General features: G+C 40.7%; 20 protein-coding genes. 5 read left to right on the top strand and 15 right to left on the bottom strand.

The window, feature by feature from the left end; translation table 11 throughout:
- Nucleotides 1–15: 15 nt before the first annotated feature.
- The 4 genes from MHI58_RS08900 to spoVK form a co-directional block, all read right to left on the bottom strand.
- On the bottom strand, nt 16–426 hold the full coding sequence (locus MHI58_RS08900; protein WP_045035116.1) for a MerR family transcriptional regulator: 411 nt from the start codon (nt 424–426) through the stop codon (nt 16–18).
- A 91-nt stretch (nt 427–517) separates the two neighbouring features.
- Entirely contained in the window at nt 518–1,798 is a 1,281-nt protein-coding gene (locus MHI58_RS08895) for an aminotransferase class I/II-fold pyridoxal phosphate-dependent enzyme (RefSeq protein ID WP_045035117.1), read from the bottom strand.
- A gap of 18 nt (nt 1,799–1,816) precedes the next feature.
- Complete coding sequence (gene hflX / locus MHI58_RS08890) at nt 1,817–3,079, bottom strand: GTPase HflX (protein WP_045035118.1); 1,263 nt, start codon at nt 3,077–3,079, stop codon at nt 1,817–1,819.
- Between the two features lie 120 nt (nt 3,080–3,199).
- Entirely contained in the window at nt 3,200–4,159 is a 960-nt protein-coding gene (gene spoVK / locus MHI58_RS08885) for a stage V sporulation protein K (RefSeq protein ID WP_041507247.1), read from the bottom strand.
- A 320-nt stretch (nt 4,160–4,479) separates the two neighbouring features.
- Between spoVK and MHI58_RS08880 the strand changes: the two genes are divergently transcribed.
- Complete coding sequence (locus MHI58_RS08880) at nt 4,480–5,238, top strand: N-acetylmuramoyl-L-alanine amidase (protein ID WP_007499430.1); 759 nt, start codon at nt 4,480–4,482, stop codon at nt 5,236–5,238.
- A 55-nt stretch (nt 5,239–5,293) separates the two neighbouring features.
- On the opposite strand, the gene MHI58_RS08875 is transcribed toward MHI58_RS08880, so the two are convergent.
- From MHI58_RS08875 to MHI58_RS08835, 9 genes are all read right to left on the bottom strand, one after another.
- Nucleotides 5,294–5,911, bottom strand: coding sequence for a hypothetical protein (locus tag MHI58_RS08875; RefSeq protein WP_041507248.1), 618 nt, complete (start codon nt 5,909–5,911; stop codon nt 5,294–5,296).
- 84 nt (nt 5,912–5,995) lie between these two features.
- Nucleotides 5,996–6,976 (bottom strand): class 1b ribonucleoside-diphosphate reductase subunit beta, encoded by a 981-nt coding sequence (gene nrdF / locus MHI58_RS08870; protein ID WP_024720404.1) that lies wholly within the window; start codon nt 6,974–6,976, stop codon nt 5,996–5,998.
- A gap of 17 nt (nt 6,977–6,993) precedes the next feature.
- Nucleotides 6,994–9,096 carry a class 1b ribonucleoside-diphosphate reductase subunit alpha gene (nrdE, locus tag MHI58_RS08865; RefSeq protein ID WP_017359033.1) on the bottom strand — a complete coding sequence of 701 codons (2,103 nt, stop codon included), beginning with the start codon at nt 9,094–9,096 and terminating at the stop codon, nt 6,994–6,996.
- Nucleotides 9,056–9,448 carry a class Ib ribonucleoside-diphosphate reductase assembly flavoprotein NrdI gene (gene nrdI / locus MHI58_RS08860; RefSeq protein WP_017359034.1) on the bottom strand — a complete coding sequence of 131 codons (393 nt, stop codon included), beginning with the start codon at nt 9,446–9,448 and terminating at the stop codon, nt 9,056–9,058. Before nrdI ends, nrdE begins: the two co-directional genes overlap by 41 nt.
- Nucleotides 9,449–9,713: 265 nt before the next feature.
- Nucleotides 9,714–9,926 (bottom strand): hypothetical protein, encoded by a 213-nt coding sequence (locus MHI58_RS08855; RefSeq protein ID WP_045035119.1) that lies wholly within the window; start codon nt 9,924–9,926, stop codon nt 9,714–9,716.
- A 79-nt stretch (nt 9,927–10,005) separates the two neighbouring features.
- Nucleotides 10,006–10,338 (bottom strand): YmzC family protein, encoded by a 333-nt coding sequence (locus MHI58_RS08850; protein WP_025207367.1) that lies wholly within the window; start codon nt 10,336–10,338, stop codon nt 10,006–10,008.
- Nucleotides 10,339–10,499: 161 nt separating this feature from the next.
- Nucleotides 10,500–10,721: an RNA chaperone Hfq gene (gene hfq, locus MHI58_RS08845; protein WP_003211269.1), complete on the bottom strand. Its 222-nt coding sequence runs from the start codon at nt 10,719–10,721 to the stop codon at nt 10,500–10,502.
- 25 nt (nt 10,722–10,746) lie between these two features.
- Nucleotides 10,747–11,697 (bottom strand): tRNA (adenosine(37)-N6)-dimethylallyltransferase MiaA, encoded by a 951-nt coding sequence (gene miaA / locus MHI58_RS08840; protein ID WP_045035120.1) that lies wholly within the window; start codon nt 11,695–11,697, stop codon nt 10,747–10,749.
- A gap of 68 nt (nt 11,698–11,765) precedes the next feature.
- Nucleotides 11,766–12,167 (bottom strand): YmaF family protein, encoded by a 402-nt coding sequence (locus tag MHI58_RS08835; protein ID WP_045035121.1) that lies wholly within the window; start codon nt 12,165–12,167, stop codon nt 11,766–11,768.
- A gap of 104 nt (nt 12,168–12,271) precedes the next feature.
- On the opposite strand from MHI58_RS08835, the gene MHI58_RS08830 reads away from it, so the two are divergent.
- The 4 genes from MHI58_RS08830 (at nt 12,272) to MHI58_RS08815 (ending at nt 13,873) form a co-directional block, all read left to right on the top strand.
- Nucleotides 12,272–12,514, top strand: a complete 243-nt coding sequence (locus MHI58_RS08830) for a hypothetical protein (RefSeq protein WP_025207366.1) — start codon at nt 12,272–12,274, stop codon at nt 12,512–12,514.
- A 112-nt stretch (nt 12,515–12,626) separates the two neighbouring features.
- Nucleotides 12,627–13,169: a TetR/AcrR family transcriptional regulator gene (locus MHI58_RS08825; protein WP_045035122.1), complete on the top strand. Its 543-nt coding sequence runs from the start codon at nt 12,627–12,629 to the stop codon at nt 13,167–13,169.
- 2 nt (nt 13,170–13,171) lie between these two features.
- Complete coding sequence (locus MHI58_RS08820) at nt 13,172–13,489, top strand: multidrug efflux SMR transporter (protein WP_045035123.1); 318 nt, start codon at nt 13,172–13,174, stop codon at nt 13,487–13,489.
- A 15-nt stretch (nt 13,490–13,504) separates the two neighbouring features.
- Entirely contained in the window at nt 13,505–13,873 is a 369-nt protein-coding gene (locus MHI58_RS08815; protein WP_007499443.1) for a multidrug efflux SMR transporter, read from the top strand.
- Between the two features lie 46 nt (nt 13,874–13,919).
- On the opposite strand, the gene MHI58_RS08810 is transcribed toward MHI58_RS08815, so the two are convergent.
- On the bottom strand, nt 13,920–14,369 hold the full coding sequence (locus MHI58_RS08810) for an OsmC family protein (protein ID WP_007499445.1): 450 nt from the start codon (nt 14,367–14,369) through the stop codon (nt 13,920–13,922).
- A gap of 76 nt (nt 14,370–14,445) precedes the next feature.
- Nucleotides 14,446–15,180, bottom strand: coding sequence for a poly-gamma-glutamate hydrolase family protein (locus MHI58_RS08805; protein WP_045035124.1), 735 nt, complete (start codon nt 15,178–15,180; stop codon nt 14,446–14,448).
- Nucleotides 15,181–15,664: the final 484 nt, after the last annotated feature.

Here is a 15,664-nt window from a genome sequence, read left to right as displayed (position 1 = left end):
GCTTTTGCTAATTGGTTAACGGAAGAACCTTGACATATCCCCCTGCCTAAAGGTCGTTCCTTGTTGGAAACGTCCAGCCTGAATGAGTTCCTTCTTCAGTAGCTTCCTGAGTTCATCATCTGTCAAGTTGTGCTTCGCTGTGGTTTTCTCCTCTGTCTTTGTTTCAGACGATGGATGTTCTGCCTCAGCTTTGGCAAATAGCTTTTTGATGCCTGCCATGTTTACACCTTGTTCGATGAGGTTTTTGATTTCTAGTAATTTATCAACATCATGGAAAGAAAATAATCGGCGATTCCCATCACTTCTCGCTGGAAATACTAAACCATTTTCCTCATAATAGCGAATTTGTCTTGCAGATAATTCTGTTAGCTGCATGACAATCCCAATTGGGAATAAAGGCATTGAGCGGCGAATGTTATCACTCATCTCAACTGTCTCCTCCTCTTTGCTTAAATTTATTATATGTCATGTTATATTATGTGTCAACGAAATGTTAGGAATATTAACATGGATTTTTTTATCGAGCAGGCACTTCAATAAAACCTTGCTCTAGTAAGGCATCTACAGCACTGCAAATGGCATTTTTCACATGGGCATACGTGAGACCGCCCTGAACATAGGCTGTGTAAGGCGGTCTAATCGGACCATCAGCTGATAATTCAATGCTGGCTCCTTGGACAAATGTGCCCGCTGCCATAATCACATCGTCCTCGTATCCCGGCATATAGCTTGCATGCGGTGTGACATGACTGTTAATCGGTGATGCATATTGAATCGCCTGACAAAATGCAATCATTTTTTTAGGGTCTCCAAATTCTACAGATTGAATCAAGTCGGTTCTTTTCGCATTCCACGACGGGTTTGTTTGGAACCCGAGTTTTTCAAGAAAACGCGCTGTAAACACGGCACCTTTTAAACTTTGTGCAACAACATGCGGTGCTAAGAAAAATCCTTGATACATTTCCTGGAGCGCATACAGCGATGCACCCGCTTCACTGCCGATGCCCGGAGATGTCATTCGATAAGAGCAAGCTTCTACCCATTTTTCTTTTCCAACGATGTAACCGCCTGTTTTGGCAAGCCCGCCGCCTGGGTTTTTAATAAGGGAACCCGCCATAAGATCCGCTCCCACATGACATGGCTCTTGTAATTCAGTAAATTCACCATAACAGTTGTCCACAAACACAATAATTTCTTCATTGATCTCTTTTACAAATGAAATCATTTGCTCAATTTCTTCTATTGTAAAAGAAGGTCTTGACGCATAACCTTTAGAACGCTGAATTCCGATGACTTTTGTTTTTGGGGAAATAGATTCTTTGACTTTGTCGAAATCGACAGATCCATCTTGACGCAAATCAATGGCTTTGTAATCGATCTGAAAATCTTTTAATGAGCCTGTCCCTTCTTTGCCACGAATCCCAACAATCTCTTCTAGGGTATCGTAAGGTTTCCCCGTCATGTAGATCAATTCATCACCAGGTCTTAGCACACCAAATAAGGCGATGGAAATGGCATGTGTTCCAGAAATGATCTGCGGGCGTACAAGACCGCTTTCCCCTCCAAATACATCCGCATAGATCTTTTCTAACGTGTCTCTTCCCATATCATCGTAGCCATAACCAGTTGTCGGGTTAAAATGAGAGTCGCTGACTTTATGTTTCCGGTAGCTTTCAAGAACCCGCCACTCATTTTGTTCGCTCTTTCGATCAATTTGCTGATGTATTTGTGAAATGTCTTGTTCTGCTTCTGCTGCTATTTTTTCTAAAATGGTGCCATGTTTTAAAGTGTGAAACATCGTGATTTAATTCCTTTCCTACAACATATACTTCTTGATTTGTCCTAATATGGTTTGCTCCTCACCACTAAATCCAGTGATGTCATAAAGCTCTGCTTCCTTTTGAAATTCCAGTGATTCCACCAAGGTTTCTGACTTTAAGGCAGATATGAGTTTCCCTTCATATGCCGGAATCCTTACATGATATGGCTTTAAAAAATCTTTTTTCAGTTCAGCCATGATATCCGCTTTTAACCGCTTCACATCTTCCTCGCGCCTAGCACTGATTAAAATGTGGCGCTGCTTTGAGGAAGGGATAAAATCCGGCCGGATTTGGTCTTTTTTGTTATAGACTGTCAGCATCGGAATACGGTCAGCTTCTAATTCTTCTAAAAGCTTATGAACCGTTCGTTCGTGCCCTTCATAATCCTCATTCGAAGAATCAATCACATGAAGCAAATAGTCTGCTTCTTTTACTTCTTCAAGAGTGGAACGAAATGCTGCAATCAGTGTGGTTGGAAGGTCTTGAATAAAACCAACTGTATCGGAAATCAGCACACTGTAGCCAGATGCCAATGTCATTTTACGCGTCATTGGGTCAAGTGTAGCAAACAGCAAATCTTCTTCATGGCTATCCGCTTCTGTTAACTGGTTAAACAATGTAGATTTCCCGGCATTTGTGTACCCGACAATAGCGATTTGGAATACGCCATTTTTCTTCCGTCGTTCCCGGTATCTCGTGCGATGTTCTTTGACTGCAGACAGTTGTCCGTGAATTTCGTGTATGCGGTTTCGAATATGACGTCTGTCTGTTTCAAGTTTTGTTTCACCTGGACCTCTTGCGCCAATTCCGCCGCCTTGTCTTGAAAGGCTGATCCCTTGTCCACTCAGTCTCGGCAAGGCATACTGAAGCTGGGCAAGCTCTATTTGCAGCTTCCCCTCTCTTGTACGGGCTCTTTTGGCAAAGATGTCTAGAATCAATTGCGTACGGTCAATGATTTTCACATCTAAGGCAGTCGCCAAAGCTTTTAACTGGCTAGGCGAAAGCTCGTCGTTAAAAATAATAACGTCACAGTCTAACTCCTCGCAAAGCACTTCAAGCTCTTCCACTTTCCCTTTTCCGATGTAAGTCGCGCTGTCCTGTCTATTTCTTTTTTGCGTCATGATGCTGACAGCTTCACCGCCAGCTGTTTTGGTTAAGGAAGCTAATTCTTCCATAGAATATTGAAAGCGTTCATCCGTTATATGCGGCAGTTGACAGCCGACAAGGATCGCTTTTTCGATCATTTCATGTTCATTCAACGTCAGTTGTTTCCTTTCTGTACTTAAGTTTCAGTAGTACCATCATACCAAACACATCACACGTATACCACCATTCGGAAGGTTTAATTTCTTGTCTCTTTACAAAAAGGATACGCCATTTCAAGAAGGCGTATCCTCTTTCATTTGCAGATCATGGCTTTTAATCGTAAGTAAATCTTTTTTATCATAATGATCCACAAGAAGTAGCCTCATCGCCTGAGTTCGAATCGCTTTTTCAATGGTGTTTCGCACAAAACGGCCGTTGCTGAATTTGGCAGGACTCGTTGTGCTCTTGATGTGCATTAAATAGTCTCGCAGTTTCCATTCTGCCTCTTGGGTAAAGACATATTCCCGATCGGCCATCATTCGTTTTGCAATATCCATCAGCTGATCGACCGTATAATCAGGGAAGTTGATATTGATCGGAAATCTCGATTGCAGACCAGGATTTAGAGAAAGAAAATGATCCATTTCCTTGGAGTATCCAGCTAAGATGAGGATGAATTCATGCTGCTTATCCTCCATATGTTTTACAAGGGTATCAATGGCTTCTTTCCCGAAATCCTTCTCTCCTCCGCGGGCAAGAGAATAGGCTTCATCGATGAACAAAATGCCGCCTAGTGATTTTTTAATCAAATCTCTTGTTTTTTGAGCTGTATGTCCAATGTATTCTCCAACCAGATCTCCTCGTTCTGCTTCAATTAAGTGCCCCTTTGAAAGAACATTCATTTCAAAGAAAAGCTTCCCGACAAGCCGTGCAACCGTTGTTTTCCCTGTGCCAGGATTTCCTTTAAACATCATATGAAGCGCTTGTTTTCCTACCTTTAATCCTTGTTCTTGTCTTTTTTGATTGACAAAAATCCAAGCATAAATTTCTTTTATGTTTCGTTTCATTTCTTCCATCCCGACAAGGCTGTTCATTTCTCGTTCTATTTCTCGTAAGATGCTGTGTTTGGCCTCATTTTTTTGCAAGGCCTCTAGGTATTCTGCCTCTGAATCTGCATCAACCAATACTTGCTTCTGTCCATTAAGTATAATGTTGATTTGGCCGTTATTTTTATATGTGACAGCTCGCTCCAACGTATTCACCTCTCGCTCTTCTCTCTTTAATCTATTCGGGTGGAGCTGTAATCGTGACAATCGCCCGCACTAGCATCTGTTTACTGTCAAAATGACCCGAGATACCGGTTATTGTAGGGGATTGTGCGGTTTCCCAGGAAATGATGTGCTATTTCCATTGTATTCATCCATTTCGGGCGGACAAACCAACAATTTGTTTTTTCTTAGAAAAATGGCGCTTTTTCATCACAAATTGTGCAGAAAAGAGTCTCAATGATTTCCGCATTTTGTACAGGCAATTTTTCTATTTCCTCATAAAATAAAGACGAGGTGATGAATAGATGGTGAAAATTTTTATTGATCCTGGCCACGGAGGAACAGATTCTGGAGCTGCTGCTAATGGACTTTTGGAGAAAAATATCACACTGCAAATTGCGCTTTTTCTGAGAGATATGTTGATTAGTGAATATGATGGGGTTTCCGTCCGCTTAAGTCGTTCAATTGACCAATCCGTCACGTTATCCCAGCGTACGAATGCGGCAAACAGCTGGGGAGCTGACTATTTCGTGTCTATTCATATTAATGCTGGCGGAGGCACAGGTTTTGAAAGTTATGTGTACCCTGGCGTTTCAGCACCAACCACCACGTATCGCAATGCCCTTCATGATGAGATTGTCCGCTCCGTTGATTTTGCCGACCGCGGCAAGAAAACGGCGAACTTCCACGTTCTGCGGGAAACTTCTATGTCTGCCATTTTAACTGAAAACGGTTTCATTGATACGGTAGCTGATGCAAATAAGCTCCGTAACGCTACTTTCCTTCAAGGGATCGCTCGTGCTCATGCCACTGGATTAGAAAAAGCCCTTCAATTGAAAAAAAAAGCAAGTAACCTATATAAAGTGCAGGCCGGGGCTTTCAAGGTCAAAGCCAATGCGGATGAACTAGCAGCTACACTCAGATCCAAAGGATTTGAAGCGCTGGTCGTACTGGATAGCGGCATGTACCGAGTCCAAGCTGGCGCTTTCCGTTCAAAGCAAAATGCAGATGACCTCGTCTCTCGATTAAAGCAGGCCGGTCACGACGCATTCGTTTTTCAATAATCTAAAAAACAAACCGGCTCAAGTCATCTTTAGAGCCGGTTTGTTGTCTATCCAATTATGCTAAAATGTTCACGACAAATTGAGACCATGTTTCAAGACGATCGAAGTACTCAGGATTTTTCAAATCTGTTACTTTCATCCATTTGCCTGAGATTTGATCTGTTTCTTTTACTTCTACATGAGCACCCGGCGATAATTCAAGGGCTGATAACAGTCCGATGTGCACACGGCCGACACTGTTGTCATCATCATTAATGAGTCCAAGGGTTTTCATCTCAAGTTTGTCTTCTTCTTGAATCGAAAGTTCCTCGTCCAGTTCACGATCGGTATTTTCTTTTAGAATCTCAGCAAATTTTTTTCCTTCAATGAAATTCATATGACCCCCAAAGCCAAGAGATAACTTATGATGTAAGCGCGTCTCTCCCCCGCCTTGAAGTCTTTCATATACATACACTTCGTCCTCACGCTTAATCACGACATAAGGTATCGGCTGTTTGAAGTCAGGATTTTCTTCTGCATCGCCTCTTCGCATCTGCTCGAAGTGCTCTTCGATCTCTTTCATAATGGTGCTGATTGTTTTCTCTTCACTATTCACACCATTAAACGCAAGTGTTTCGTTTTGGAACACGCGTGCGCGCGGTGCAACTAAAATCATTTCGTCCATTTTTCCCATGTTCGGTAACCTCCAGTATGTAACACATTGTTAGAAATGGCAAAAAGCCAAAACGAGTGATGCGTTTTGACTTTTGCGTTTTAATTATGATTCATCTCCAAAGAAGAAATCGTCATCTTTTAACGGCTCAACTGTTGCCTTTTTGTAGCCGTTCCCTTTCATTGAGAAGAAGTCATGTGACTTTGTTTTTGTATTGAGTCCGTTCAATACAATTGGGTTGATCTCTTCTTCTTCAAAGTAAGGGGCAAATCCAAGGTTCATTAACGCTTTATTGGCATTGTAACGAATGAACTTTTTCACATCATGCGATAAATTGACTTGGTCATAAATATCCTCAGTGTAATGAAGTTCATTTTCATAAAGCTCATTAAGCAGATCGATAGAGAAATCATAAAGCTCTTTTTGCACGTCTGGTGTTTGTTTGTTATAAATTTCTTGTGCTAACAATCCAACATACACACCGTGAATCGCTTCATCGCGCAAAATCAAGTTAATGATTTCACCACTTTGCATGAGCTTTCCTTGACCATAGAAATATAGCGGGTAGTAAAAGCCGCTATAGAATAGGAAGCTTTCTAAATACACTGAAGCAACCATTGCTTTAAATAATGAAATCGGGTCATCCTTTTGAATGGAACGGTACAGACCTACAATCATATCTGCTTTCTTTTGCAAGAATTTATTTTTCTTGACCCATTCAAATACTTCACTAATCGTTTCAGTCGGTGCAAGTGTCATGAAGATATTTGAGTATGATTTTGCATGCACGGCATTTTCCATCATGGCCATAAAGTTTAACACGGCTTTACGCTGATGACCGTCCACATGTTCAGCTACTATCGGCATTCCTGTATTTCCTTGTTCTGTATCAAGTAACGTCAGTCCAGCCAGTACCTTCATGTACGTATCCTGCTCTTTTTCACCTAAATATTTCCACGTTAAGAGATCCCCGTTTAAGGAAATCTCCTCTGGAAGCCAGAATTGCTTGACGTTTTGGTTGTAAAACATTTGTGTAAAATCGTCTTCGTGTTTTGACCAGTTGGCTGCATCATAAATTTTTGTCACGTTAAACTCTCCTTTAATCAAACAACACAAGAAAGACAGCCTTCCTGCCCTGTATCCTTCGTTCTTGCATAATAAAGTGTCTTAATGCCTTTATGGTGTGCATAAAGATCGATGCGATTTAAGTCACGCGTTGTCATCGTATCTTTTAGGAATAATGTAAAGCTGATTCCTTGATCGACGTGCTGCTGAATGGTTGCGATCATATCGACCACTTTAAACATGTCCATATCGTATGCTTCTTTATAGAAGAACCAGTTTTGTGCTGAAAGTCCTGGCATTGGATAATACGTTTTGCTGTTTCCGTATGTTCTTTCTTCGATACGTTCCATAATTGGCATCACAGACGCTGTTGCCGATTGAACATACGAAATAGAACCTGTTGGCGCAATACATAATCGATAGCTATGATACATGCCATTTTCCGCTACAAAATCTTTGAGTGCTGCCCAATCTTCTTTCGTTGGAATGTGCATCCCTTCAAATAGCGCAGCTGCTTTTTCTGTTTTTGGAGTGAAATCATTTTCCACGTATTTATTGAAGTACTCACCTGTTGCATAACCAGAGCCCTCATAACGGTGGAATGTTTCCCCTTTTTCTTTTGCAAGCTCACTTGAACGCTTAATGGAGTAATAGTTCACCATCATAAAGAACGTATTAGCGAAATCTCTTGCTTCTTCACTTTCATAAGCGATTTGGTTTTGAGCTAAATACCCGTGAAGGTTCATCGCACCAAGTCCAATCGACTTCATCGCTTTGTTCGCTTTTCTAACAGCTGGTGCATTGCGGATATCTGTTGTTTCAGACACAAGTGTAAGTGAGTCCGTTGCAAGCTTGACTGTTTTTTCAATGGATTTGTTTTTCATCACGTTCATGATATTTAAAGAACCAAGGTTACAAGAAATATCAAGTCCGATCTCATCATCTTGATCATAGTCCGTGTAAGAAGAGACTTCTGAAGCTTGAAGTACTTCTGAGCAAAGGTTTGAGAATTTCACACGTGAAATATGGTTCAGAGCGTGCTCTCTATTCACATTATCTTGGAACATGATATATGGATAGCCTGATTCTGAGCGCAGAACAGCTAATTTTTCAAGAAGTTTTCTCGGATTGACTTTTTCTTTTTTGACTTTCGGGTTTTCTACAAGCTCGTCATACATTTCTTCCATATCCATCTCATCAAGATGCTGTCCATAAGCTTTATAAACTGTATGAGGATAGAATGTGTAAGCTGTTTTATCTTCTCTAGCAAGCTCGATAAATTTATCTGGGATGACGACACCTATCGAAAGTGTTTTCACACGAACATCTTCATCCGCAGAGATTTTTTTCGTATCTAAGAAATCATTAATATCTCTGTGGAAAATATTCAGGTAGGCACTGCCTGAACCTTGTCTTTGTCCCATTTGATCTGCATATCGGAATGCATTATCAAGAAGTTTCATGACGCCTACGACACCTTTGGTCGCATTTTCAACATCTTTGATCGCTTCACCTTTCGCACGAAGCTTTGAAAGGTTCAAGCTGACGCCGCCGCCTAATTTAGAAAGCTGCATGGAAATATCAATGGCTCTTGAGATATCGTTTAATGAGTCATTCACTTCAAGCAAGAAGCAGCTCACCAGCTCACCACGTCTTTTACGGCCTGCGTTTAAGAATGTTGGTGTACTTGGCTGATACTCTTGGTTGATCATCAGTTCCACAAACTCAAGTGCTTTCTTTTTGTCTCCGCCCGCAAAGAAAAGAGCCACAACTGAAATGCGGTCTTCATAGCGTTCAAGGATTTTCTTTTTGTCATTTGTTTTCAGTGCATAGTCATTGTAAAACTTAAACGCACTCATAAATGATGGGAATCTAAATTTCTTGGCATATGCAGCTTCAAATACTTCTTTAATATCTGACATGCTGTATTGTCTTAAAAATTCTTCCTCATAGTAGTCGTTTTCTATTAAGTAATCAATCTTCTCTTCTAGATTATGAAAGAAGACCGTGTTTTGATTAATATAATCTACGAAATAACTATGTACAGCTTCTTTGTCCTTGTCGAACTGAAACTTTCCTTCTTTTTGAATCATAATCTCGTTATTTAATTGTATCCACTTTGGAACCTGATTTTGTGACAATTCTTTCTACCTCCTGTGTAAACAATTCAACATCCCTTTTTGTTCCGCTTAGTTCAAAGGTGTGCAAAATAGGAACTTGATATTGTTTAGAAATCGTATCGGCGCTTTTGGCAAAGTTATCTCCCCACACTTTGTTCCCACTCACCGCTACACCTAGTAAAAGGTGCGCATTTTTCTCTAAAAATGACTGAGTGGTACCAGGGACTTGTCCAAATCCTGTCGTAAAGGTGACGAGAATAAACGGCGTATCCAAAAACTCTTCTCCAGTCAATTTTCGTTTGTCTGTAAAAGGGGTCTTGTCCAAAAAGCGTTGAACATTTCCTGTTTTTGAATCAAATACGATTTGAATCAATTCCATCACGACCTAGTTTTTAGTATTGTTGATCATTTCGTTATTCACTATATATAGTATACTATGTTTTTTCAAAACACAATATATAGATACTCGAAACGAAAAAAATCAACCAACCCGGCCGAACATTCATAGCCGAACTCGTACGTTCAAATAAATAGAGCAGAGCAGGTTCTAAAAATAGACTGCCCTACTCCCTATTCAACTGAAACCGAAATCTATCATAACACGAAAAAAAATCGCTTAGTAGACTAGACTTTTTGTTTTATTTTTTGTAGGCATCGCACTGTAAATCTTCTGACACTTCTGTTATTTCCACTGCAACACCTAATTCTTTGAGCACCGCTTCAAGCGCAGAGACGATCGAGGCTTCTCTTACTAACTCTTTCCCGTTTACAGAAACGCTTGTTCCATATTCGAAACAGGAGTCATCTTCACAAGTTTGTTCCCAATGATTAATTTTAATTTTGTGTGTCATGAACTCATCCTTTTCTGTCTAGATGTCTAATGCATGTTTATAGTGTAGCGACTTCACATTCATTTGTAAATTTACGTGCTTACTCTTCATCAAAGTCTTCACTATCACCATCATCTTCATCCCATTCATCTATGTACTTTGTCGTAATGAGCGTCAGCTCTCCTTCTTTTTCATCAAACCGGTATACATGTACTTCATCATCTTTCACAACAGCAATGTGATTATTTTTTAGCGCAACAGATGATGGTAAAAGACCATCAACATGGCTCCCATCATGCTCACCAGAATGGTTATGCCAACTTTCTTGTCTCGTTTCGATGTTCGAGATGGCGCATGATCCAAATAAGACAACGATTCCAATCAAAAGAAGGATCACTCGAATCCTTCTCAATTCAAGCTCTGCATTTTCCATATAAATCCCCTCACCTTTTAAATGTCCAATAAGGATTTATACGCAACTTGGACAGAAAAGTTTCATGGCATACAAAATAGCCCCTCTGCACTGACAAAAAACGTAGCGGGTTTCGGCCGGTTTATTCGCAGCTGCATGGGGCTATTGGTGAAAACGGGTGTTTATTCTAATTCAAGATTTACATTTTTTTGAGGTGCAAATGTTGAAATCGCATGTTTATAAATAAGCTGCTGCTTCCCTTCTGTCTCAAGCAGCACCGTGAAATTGTCAAATCCCTTTACTTGACCGCGAAGCTGAAAGCCATTCAGTAAAAATACTGTGACAAATGTATTGTCTTTGCGGATCTGATTCAAAAATTGGTCCTGAATATTAATCGGTTTCATGTTTCGTCCTCCTTGATTCTGATAACTACAGTTTCGCTTTAAGTCCAAGCTTTCCTGCTATATATGCGAAAATTTCCTCTTTTTTGTCCGAAAAGTGGCAAGGTGGTGTCATATCAAACCAGGTGACATCCATTTTATTACGGAACCACGTAAACTGACGCTTCGCATATCTGCGGGAATTTTGTTTTAATTGCTGGATGGCTTCATCAAGTGAGCAATCGCCTTGAAAATAGGCATACAACTCTTTATAACCAATCGCTTGAACAGACTGACAATCTTTCAAACCAAATTGATAAAGTGCGCTCACCTCTTCAATTAAGCCTTCATCTAACATCATATCAATTCTTTGATGAATGCGCTCGTACAAAAGCTCTCGGTCCATTTTCAGCCCAATGAAGGCAGTGTCATAAAGAGGAATTTCTTGGTGCCCGTTTTGCATATCAGACATTTTCTGACCTGTTGTATGGATGATTTCAAGCGCCCTGATCACGCGGCGGACGTTATTCGGATGAATCGCTTTTGCAGCGTCAGGATCGGCTTCTTTTAGCTTTTCATACAGCTTGATCGGTCCATGCTGCTGTTCAAACAGCGTCATCTCTTCTCTAAAAGCAGGATCACTTTTCTCATCAGTAAACGTGTAATCATATAAAACAGACTGAATATATAGCCCAGTTCCACCAACAATCATGGGCGTTTTCCCTCTCGCAGCAATCTCTTTGATTTTTAAGCGGACAAGCTGCTGAAATTCAGCTGTAGAAAACGATTCATCCGGTTGTTTAATATCGATTAAATGGTGCGGTACGCCATTCATTTCTTCAGGGGTGATTTTCGCTGTGCCAATATCCATCCCTTTATAGATCTGCATGGAATCCCCGCTGATAATTTCTCCATTAAATGCTTTCGCTATATCAATGCTCAGCTTTGTTTTTCCGACAGCCGTCGGACCTACTAATACAATCACTGGTTGTTTTTTCATAACATCACTCTCTTTTACAAACTGCCTACAGTATAGCATAACTTCTCTTTCTCTCCTATATCCTCCCGTCACCAGCCAAGTGGTTCATTCCCGACCACTTCATATGTCTTTCCTTTTAAACGGTGCTTATGCGTTGGCCTTTCTTCATCTGGACTGTAAACGACTCCCCCGTATGGAATCGGGACAGAGTCGATATAGGCAGAAAACGTGACTTCCTCAATTTCATGGTAGTGCGTCCCGTCCACTCTTGGGATAGCAGGTCCAGTGACGCCATAATATCTATGAAAATGCCCTCTTTCAAATGACGTGATCCCCCGGTAATAATGAGTATGTCTGTCGGTACTGCTTCCATTCACAGGCTGAGAAATACCTTCTATTAAATGATAATGTTCTTCGGTTACATCCGTTCGCGCTTTATAAGCATGTGCATGAGGTGGACATTTAGCCCAATCAGACGGATACAGGCCCATTTTTTACATTCCTCCTTATTTTAGGCATTCACCCAAACACAAGTGGGCCACTCGAATACACTGATGTCAGTTACAGTGATTTTATGTGAAAGGAGTCTTTTTTTATGAATTATTTTGACGCACCGTTTGTTCAAGATGAGATGAGAAGACCTTTTGGTTTTGGAAGACCTGGGTTTGGGTTTGGGCGCCCTGGTTTTGGCTATGGGAGACCTGGATTTTTTGGACCGCCATTTTTAGGTGGTTTTGCTGGTGGGCTTCTAGCTGGGTCGCTTCTTGCTCCAGGATATGGCTATGGTTATCCTTATCCACCGCCATACCCGCCATATGGACCATACCCTTATTATTAAATATGACGATTTAGTGAAAACATCCTCTTATAAAATGAATCGATTGACACATTTGTTTTTCATAGGTTAACATTTACTTTACCGACCGTTCAGTAAAGTAGGTGTTTTTTTTATGTCTAAAACGAAAAAAGAACAAATCTTTGAGGCAGCAGCTCACACCATTCTAAAAGAAGGATTGAGTCAGCTCACCCTTCAGCAAGTGGCAGAACATGCAAATATGACCAAAGCCGGGCTACTGTATCATTTTTCGAGCAAGGAAGACCTGATCCAGCAAATGAATGAGCATGCTGTTGCCTCTTTTCGTCAGCAGCTTGACACGTATCAGGAAACATACAAAAACGAAAAGGCACCTTATGTACGTGCCTATATATTGGCCACATTAAATGATCTTGATAGACAAAACACTACACAGCTATGTACAAGTATGCTGGCAACCATGTCATTCGATGAAGCGTTATTAAATCCTTGGCGTCATTTTTATGCGGAATTTAAAGAAAAAGCAGCCGAGGAAATCAATGACCTTGCACTTAGCCAATTGATCCGTCTTGCCTGTGATGGCATATGGTTTTCAGAAATGTTTCAGCTTGAACCATTGAATCGAGAGGAAAAAACCCTTTTACTTCATCGGATTTTACACATTTTAGAGGAGGGATGATGATGATCCTCGGATATCTTTTTTTGGCTATCGCCATTTTTTCAGAAGCAATTGGGGCAGCGATGTTGAAACTATCAAATGGTTTCACACGCTTTAAACCTAGCGCTGTCGTTGTCGCTGGCTATACACTTGCTTTTTACATGCTGTCATTGACCCTTAATATCATTCCACTTAGCATGTCTTACGCCACATGGTCTGGGGTAGGTACCGTCCTCACGGCTTTTTTTGGCGTGCTCTTTTTCAAAGAAACCTTGAACTGTCAAGCACTTATTGGAATGGCAATGCTTGTTTCAGGGGTCGTACTATTAAATATGTCTTAAAGGATGTGAAGTGATATGAAAGGAATGCTTTATTTAACAGGAGCCATTTTGACAGAGGTTTTTGGCAGTACAATGCTGAAGCTTTCGCAAGGTTTTACACAAGTGCTGCCGAGTATGGGGGTGCTGATCGGATTTGGGTGTGCCTTCACCTTTCTCAGTTTGGCACTCAAAACAATTGAGCTGTCATCTGCATATGCCACATGGTCTGGAGTCGGTACAGCACTTACTGCTCTAGTGGGCCTCGTGCTATTTAACGAAACCATTCATATGAAAGGATTTATTGGTCTTGCACTTGTCATATGTGGCGTCATTGTCTTAAATCAATCCAAAAAACAAAAGGAAGAAAAGAAAGAACCATTCGATCAAACCGAATGGACGTCATAAAAAAAGTCATTTTCTCCATTAATCAAGAGAAAATGACTTTTTTGTCTTAATGACCAGCTTTGATGGTTTCTTCTAAGGAAATATGGACATTCCCTTGCACAGCTCTAGAGATCATACATGAGCTTTCAGCTTTATGTGCAAGCTTACGAGCTCGTTCTATGTCCTGTGCTGTAGCCGACTCTTTGAGAATGATGACAGGACGATGAATAATTTTCTCATATGTAAACACACCGTTTGTCACATCGACAACTGCCTCAGAGCTCATCGATAAATCCTCTTTCTCTAATTGACTCCGCTCCATCATGGCTGCAAGTGTAATGATATAACATGTGGCTGCTGCACCTAGGAGCATCTCATCTGGATTTGTTCCAATACCCGGTCCATCCATTTCTTTTGGAATGGAAATCTTCGTCTTTAACTGTTCACATTCGATTGTCCCCACATCGTTACGCAGACCAGGCCAGCTTGCCTGAAGATGAAAATGATGACGCGCCATATCTGTCTCTCCTTTTGTTATCACTTTTTATAGTGTAACAAGAATTCATCTTGCTGTCTTAAGATGTGCACCATCCTTACGTATATTCTTCATCCAGCACCGTTCGAATCGCCCTGACATACCGGTAGAACGTCTCGTTTTTTGTACTCGACCGCTGCCGAAAATCGAAACTGTCAAATAACGCTTCCCGTTGACTTCTACTAATCTCAAGCTGTACACTTTGCCCTGTTTTTGTAAGATTATTAATATTATGATTGCTCGTTCCGCTTAGGGTTGCGTGTGCAACTGCAAGTTCAGCAGAAAAACCGTTGCGCTCTAATGAGTTCACAATTTTTTCAGCACGGTCATAGTCTGTTCCGCCAACAAGGGTGTGGTCAATTCCCGGCTCCCCTCTATATCCATGAACAGCTAATACATAATCATGTGCTTTTGCCTGTGCGACTCCGATTGGTTCATCGAAGTTTGTACTTGTAATATGAAGTTCTGATGCATTTTCTCTCAAACCTTCAAATAAGTACGTAGAAAAATCGTTATCAAAAAAATGGACAATCTCACTAACGCCGCCTTCGATTCTCCCGCCATGAGGCGACATCACTAGAAGACGGCTGCCGGGCACTGGATTGGATGTAATTTGATAATGATCTGTTGATTCATTCTCTTCCAGTTCTTTAAAATTGCGATACATATCATTTGAACCGCTTTCGTCTTCTCCACCTGATGACACTGGCTCATCATGTTCCTGTGCTTGCATGGTATAATAGACGCCCCATCCGATGACAAGCAGGAGAAGCAAAGCAAAAAACTTCTTCATTCCCGTTCTCCTTTAACAGATTTCTAAGCCGTTTCTATGATTAATATTGAAGCATCATTTCTTTTCATTTTTTCCACATTTTCTCTTCAAATTTGATCATAACACTCTAGATCATGAGATTCCTCAAAAATAAGATAATTGCATTTATATACACAGAAACGCCTCTCCTGATTGAAAACAGAGTTAGAATAGTATGACAAACAAATGAAGTTATGTTTAAAATGACCTAGTCCTACCCAGTCTGTTTTCTTTAATTCGTCTTTTTTTTATGCGAATTTGATTTTTTTCATCTGGAATGAATCACATTTGTATGAGCATTGACCCTGTCTAGAACCCCCTTTTTTCTGCAGAATCCTCTGTTTTACTGGTTCTCTAAGAAGAACTCTCCCACCTATCATCGGCAGTTTTGATATGATTTCCACCTTTTTCTATTATTTTACAAAATGTAAGCGCTTTTCTTTTTAAAGGGAATGAGTCAGCCGCC

Origin of the sequence: Bacillus sp. FSL K6-2869 (assembly GCF_040869405.1) — a bacterium.
GTDB classification, from domain to species: domain Bacteria; phylum Bacillota; class Bacilli; order Bacillales; family Bacillaceae; genus Bacillus; species Bacillus altitudinis.
Note: the sequence above shows the minus strand (reverse complement) of the source record. Positions and strands in the feature narration are given on the sequence as shown.

Excerpts from the sequence above, each read along its gene's own strand:
- miaA (WP_045035120.1), bottom strand. The coding sequence starts at position 11,697 with ATGAAAAAACAACCAGTGATTGTATTAGTAGGTCCGACGGCTGTCGGA.
- MHI58_RS08835 (WP_045035121.1), bottom strand. The coding sequence starts at position 12,167 with ATGGGCCTGTATCCGTCTGATTGGGCTAAATGTCCACCTCATGCACAT.
- MHI58_RS08825 (WP_045035122.1), top strand. The coding sequence starts at position 12,627 with ATGTCTAAAACGAAAAAAGAACAAATCTTTGAGGCAGCAGCTCACACC.
- MHI58_RS08895 (WP_045035117.1), bottom strand. The coding sequence starts at position 1,798 with ATGTTTCACACTTTAAAACATGGCACCATTTTAGAAAAAATAGCAGCA.
- hfq (WP_003211269.1), bottom strand. The coding sequence starts at position 10,721 with ATGAAACCGATTAATATTCAGGACCAATTTTTGAATCAGATCCGCAAA.
- MHI58_RS08815 (WP_007499443.1), top strand. The coding sequence starts at position 13,505 with ATGAAAGGAATGCTTTATTTAACAGGAGCCATTTTGACAGAGGTTTTT.
- MHI58_RS08855 (WP_045035119.1), bottom strand. The coding sequence starts at position 9,926 with ATGACACACAAAATTAAAATTAATCATTGGGAACAAACTTGTGAAGAT.
- MHI58_RS08875 (WP_041507248.1), bottom strand. The coding sequence starts at position 5,911 with ATGGGAAAAATGGACGAAATGATTTTAGTTGCACCGCGCGCACGCGTG.
- MHI58_RS08805 (WP_045035124.1), bottom strand. The coding sequence starts at position 15,180 with ATGAAGAAGTTTTTTGCTTTGCTTCTCCTGCTTGTCATCGGATGGGGC.
- MHI58_RS08810 (WP_007499445.1), bottom strand. The coding sequence starts at position 14,369 with ATGGCGCGTCATCATTTTCATCTTCAGGCAAGCTGGCCTGGTCTGCGT.
- MHI58_RS08820 (WP_045035123.1), top strand. The coding sequence starts at position 13,172 with ATGATCCTCGGATATCTTTTTTTGGCTATCGCCATTTTTTCAGAAGCA.
- MHI58_RS08850 (WP_025207367.1), bottom strand. The coding sequence starts at position 10,338 with ATGGAAAATGCAGAGCTTGAATTGAGAAGGATTCGAGTGATCCTTCTT.
- MHI58_RS08900 (WP_045035116.1), bottom strand. The coding sequence starts at position 426 with ATGAGTGATAACATTCGCCGCTCAATGCCTTTATTCCCAATTGGGATT.
- MHI58_RS08880 (WP_007499430.1), top strand. The coding sequence starts at position 4,480 with ATGGTGAAAATTTTTATTGATCCTGGCCACGGAGGAACAGATTCTGGA.
- MHI58_RS08830 (WP_025207366.1), top strand. The coding sequence starts at position 12,272 with ATGAATTATTTTGACGCACCGTTTGTTCAAGATGAGATGAGAAGACCT.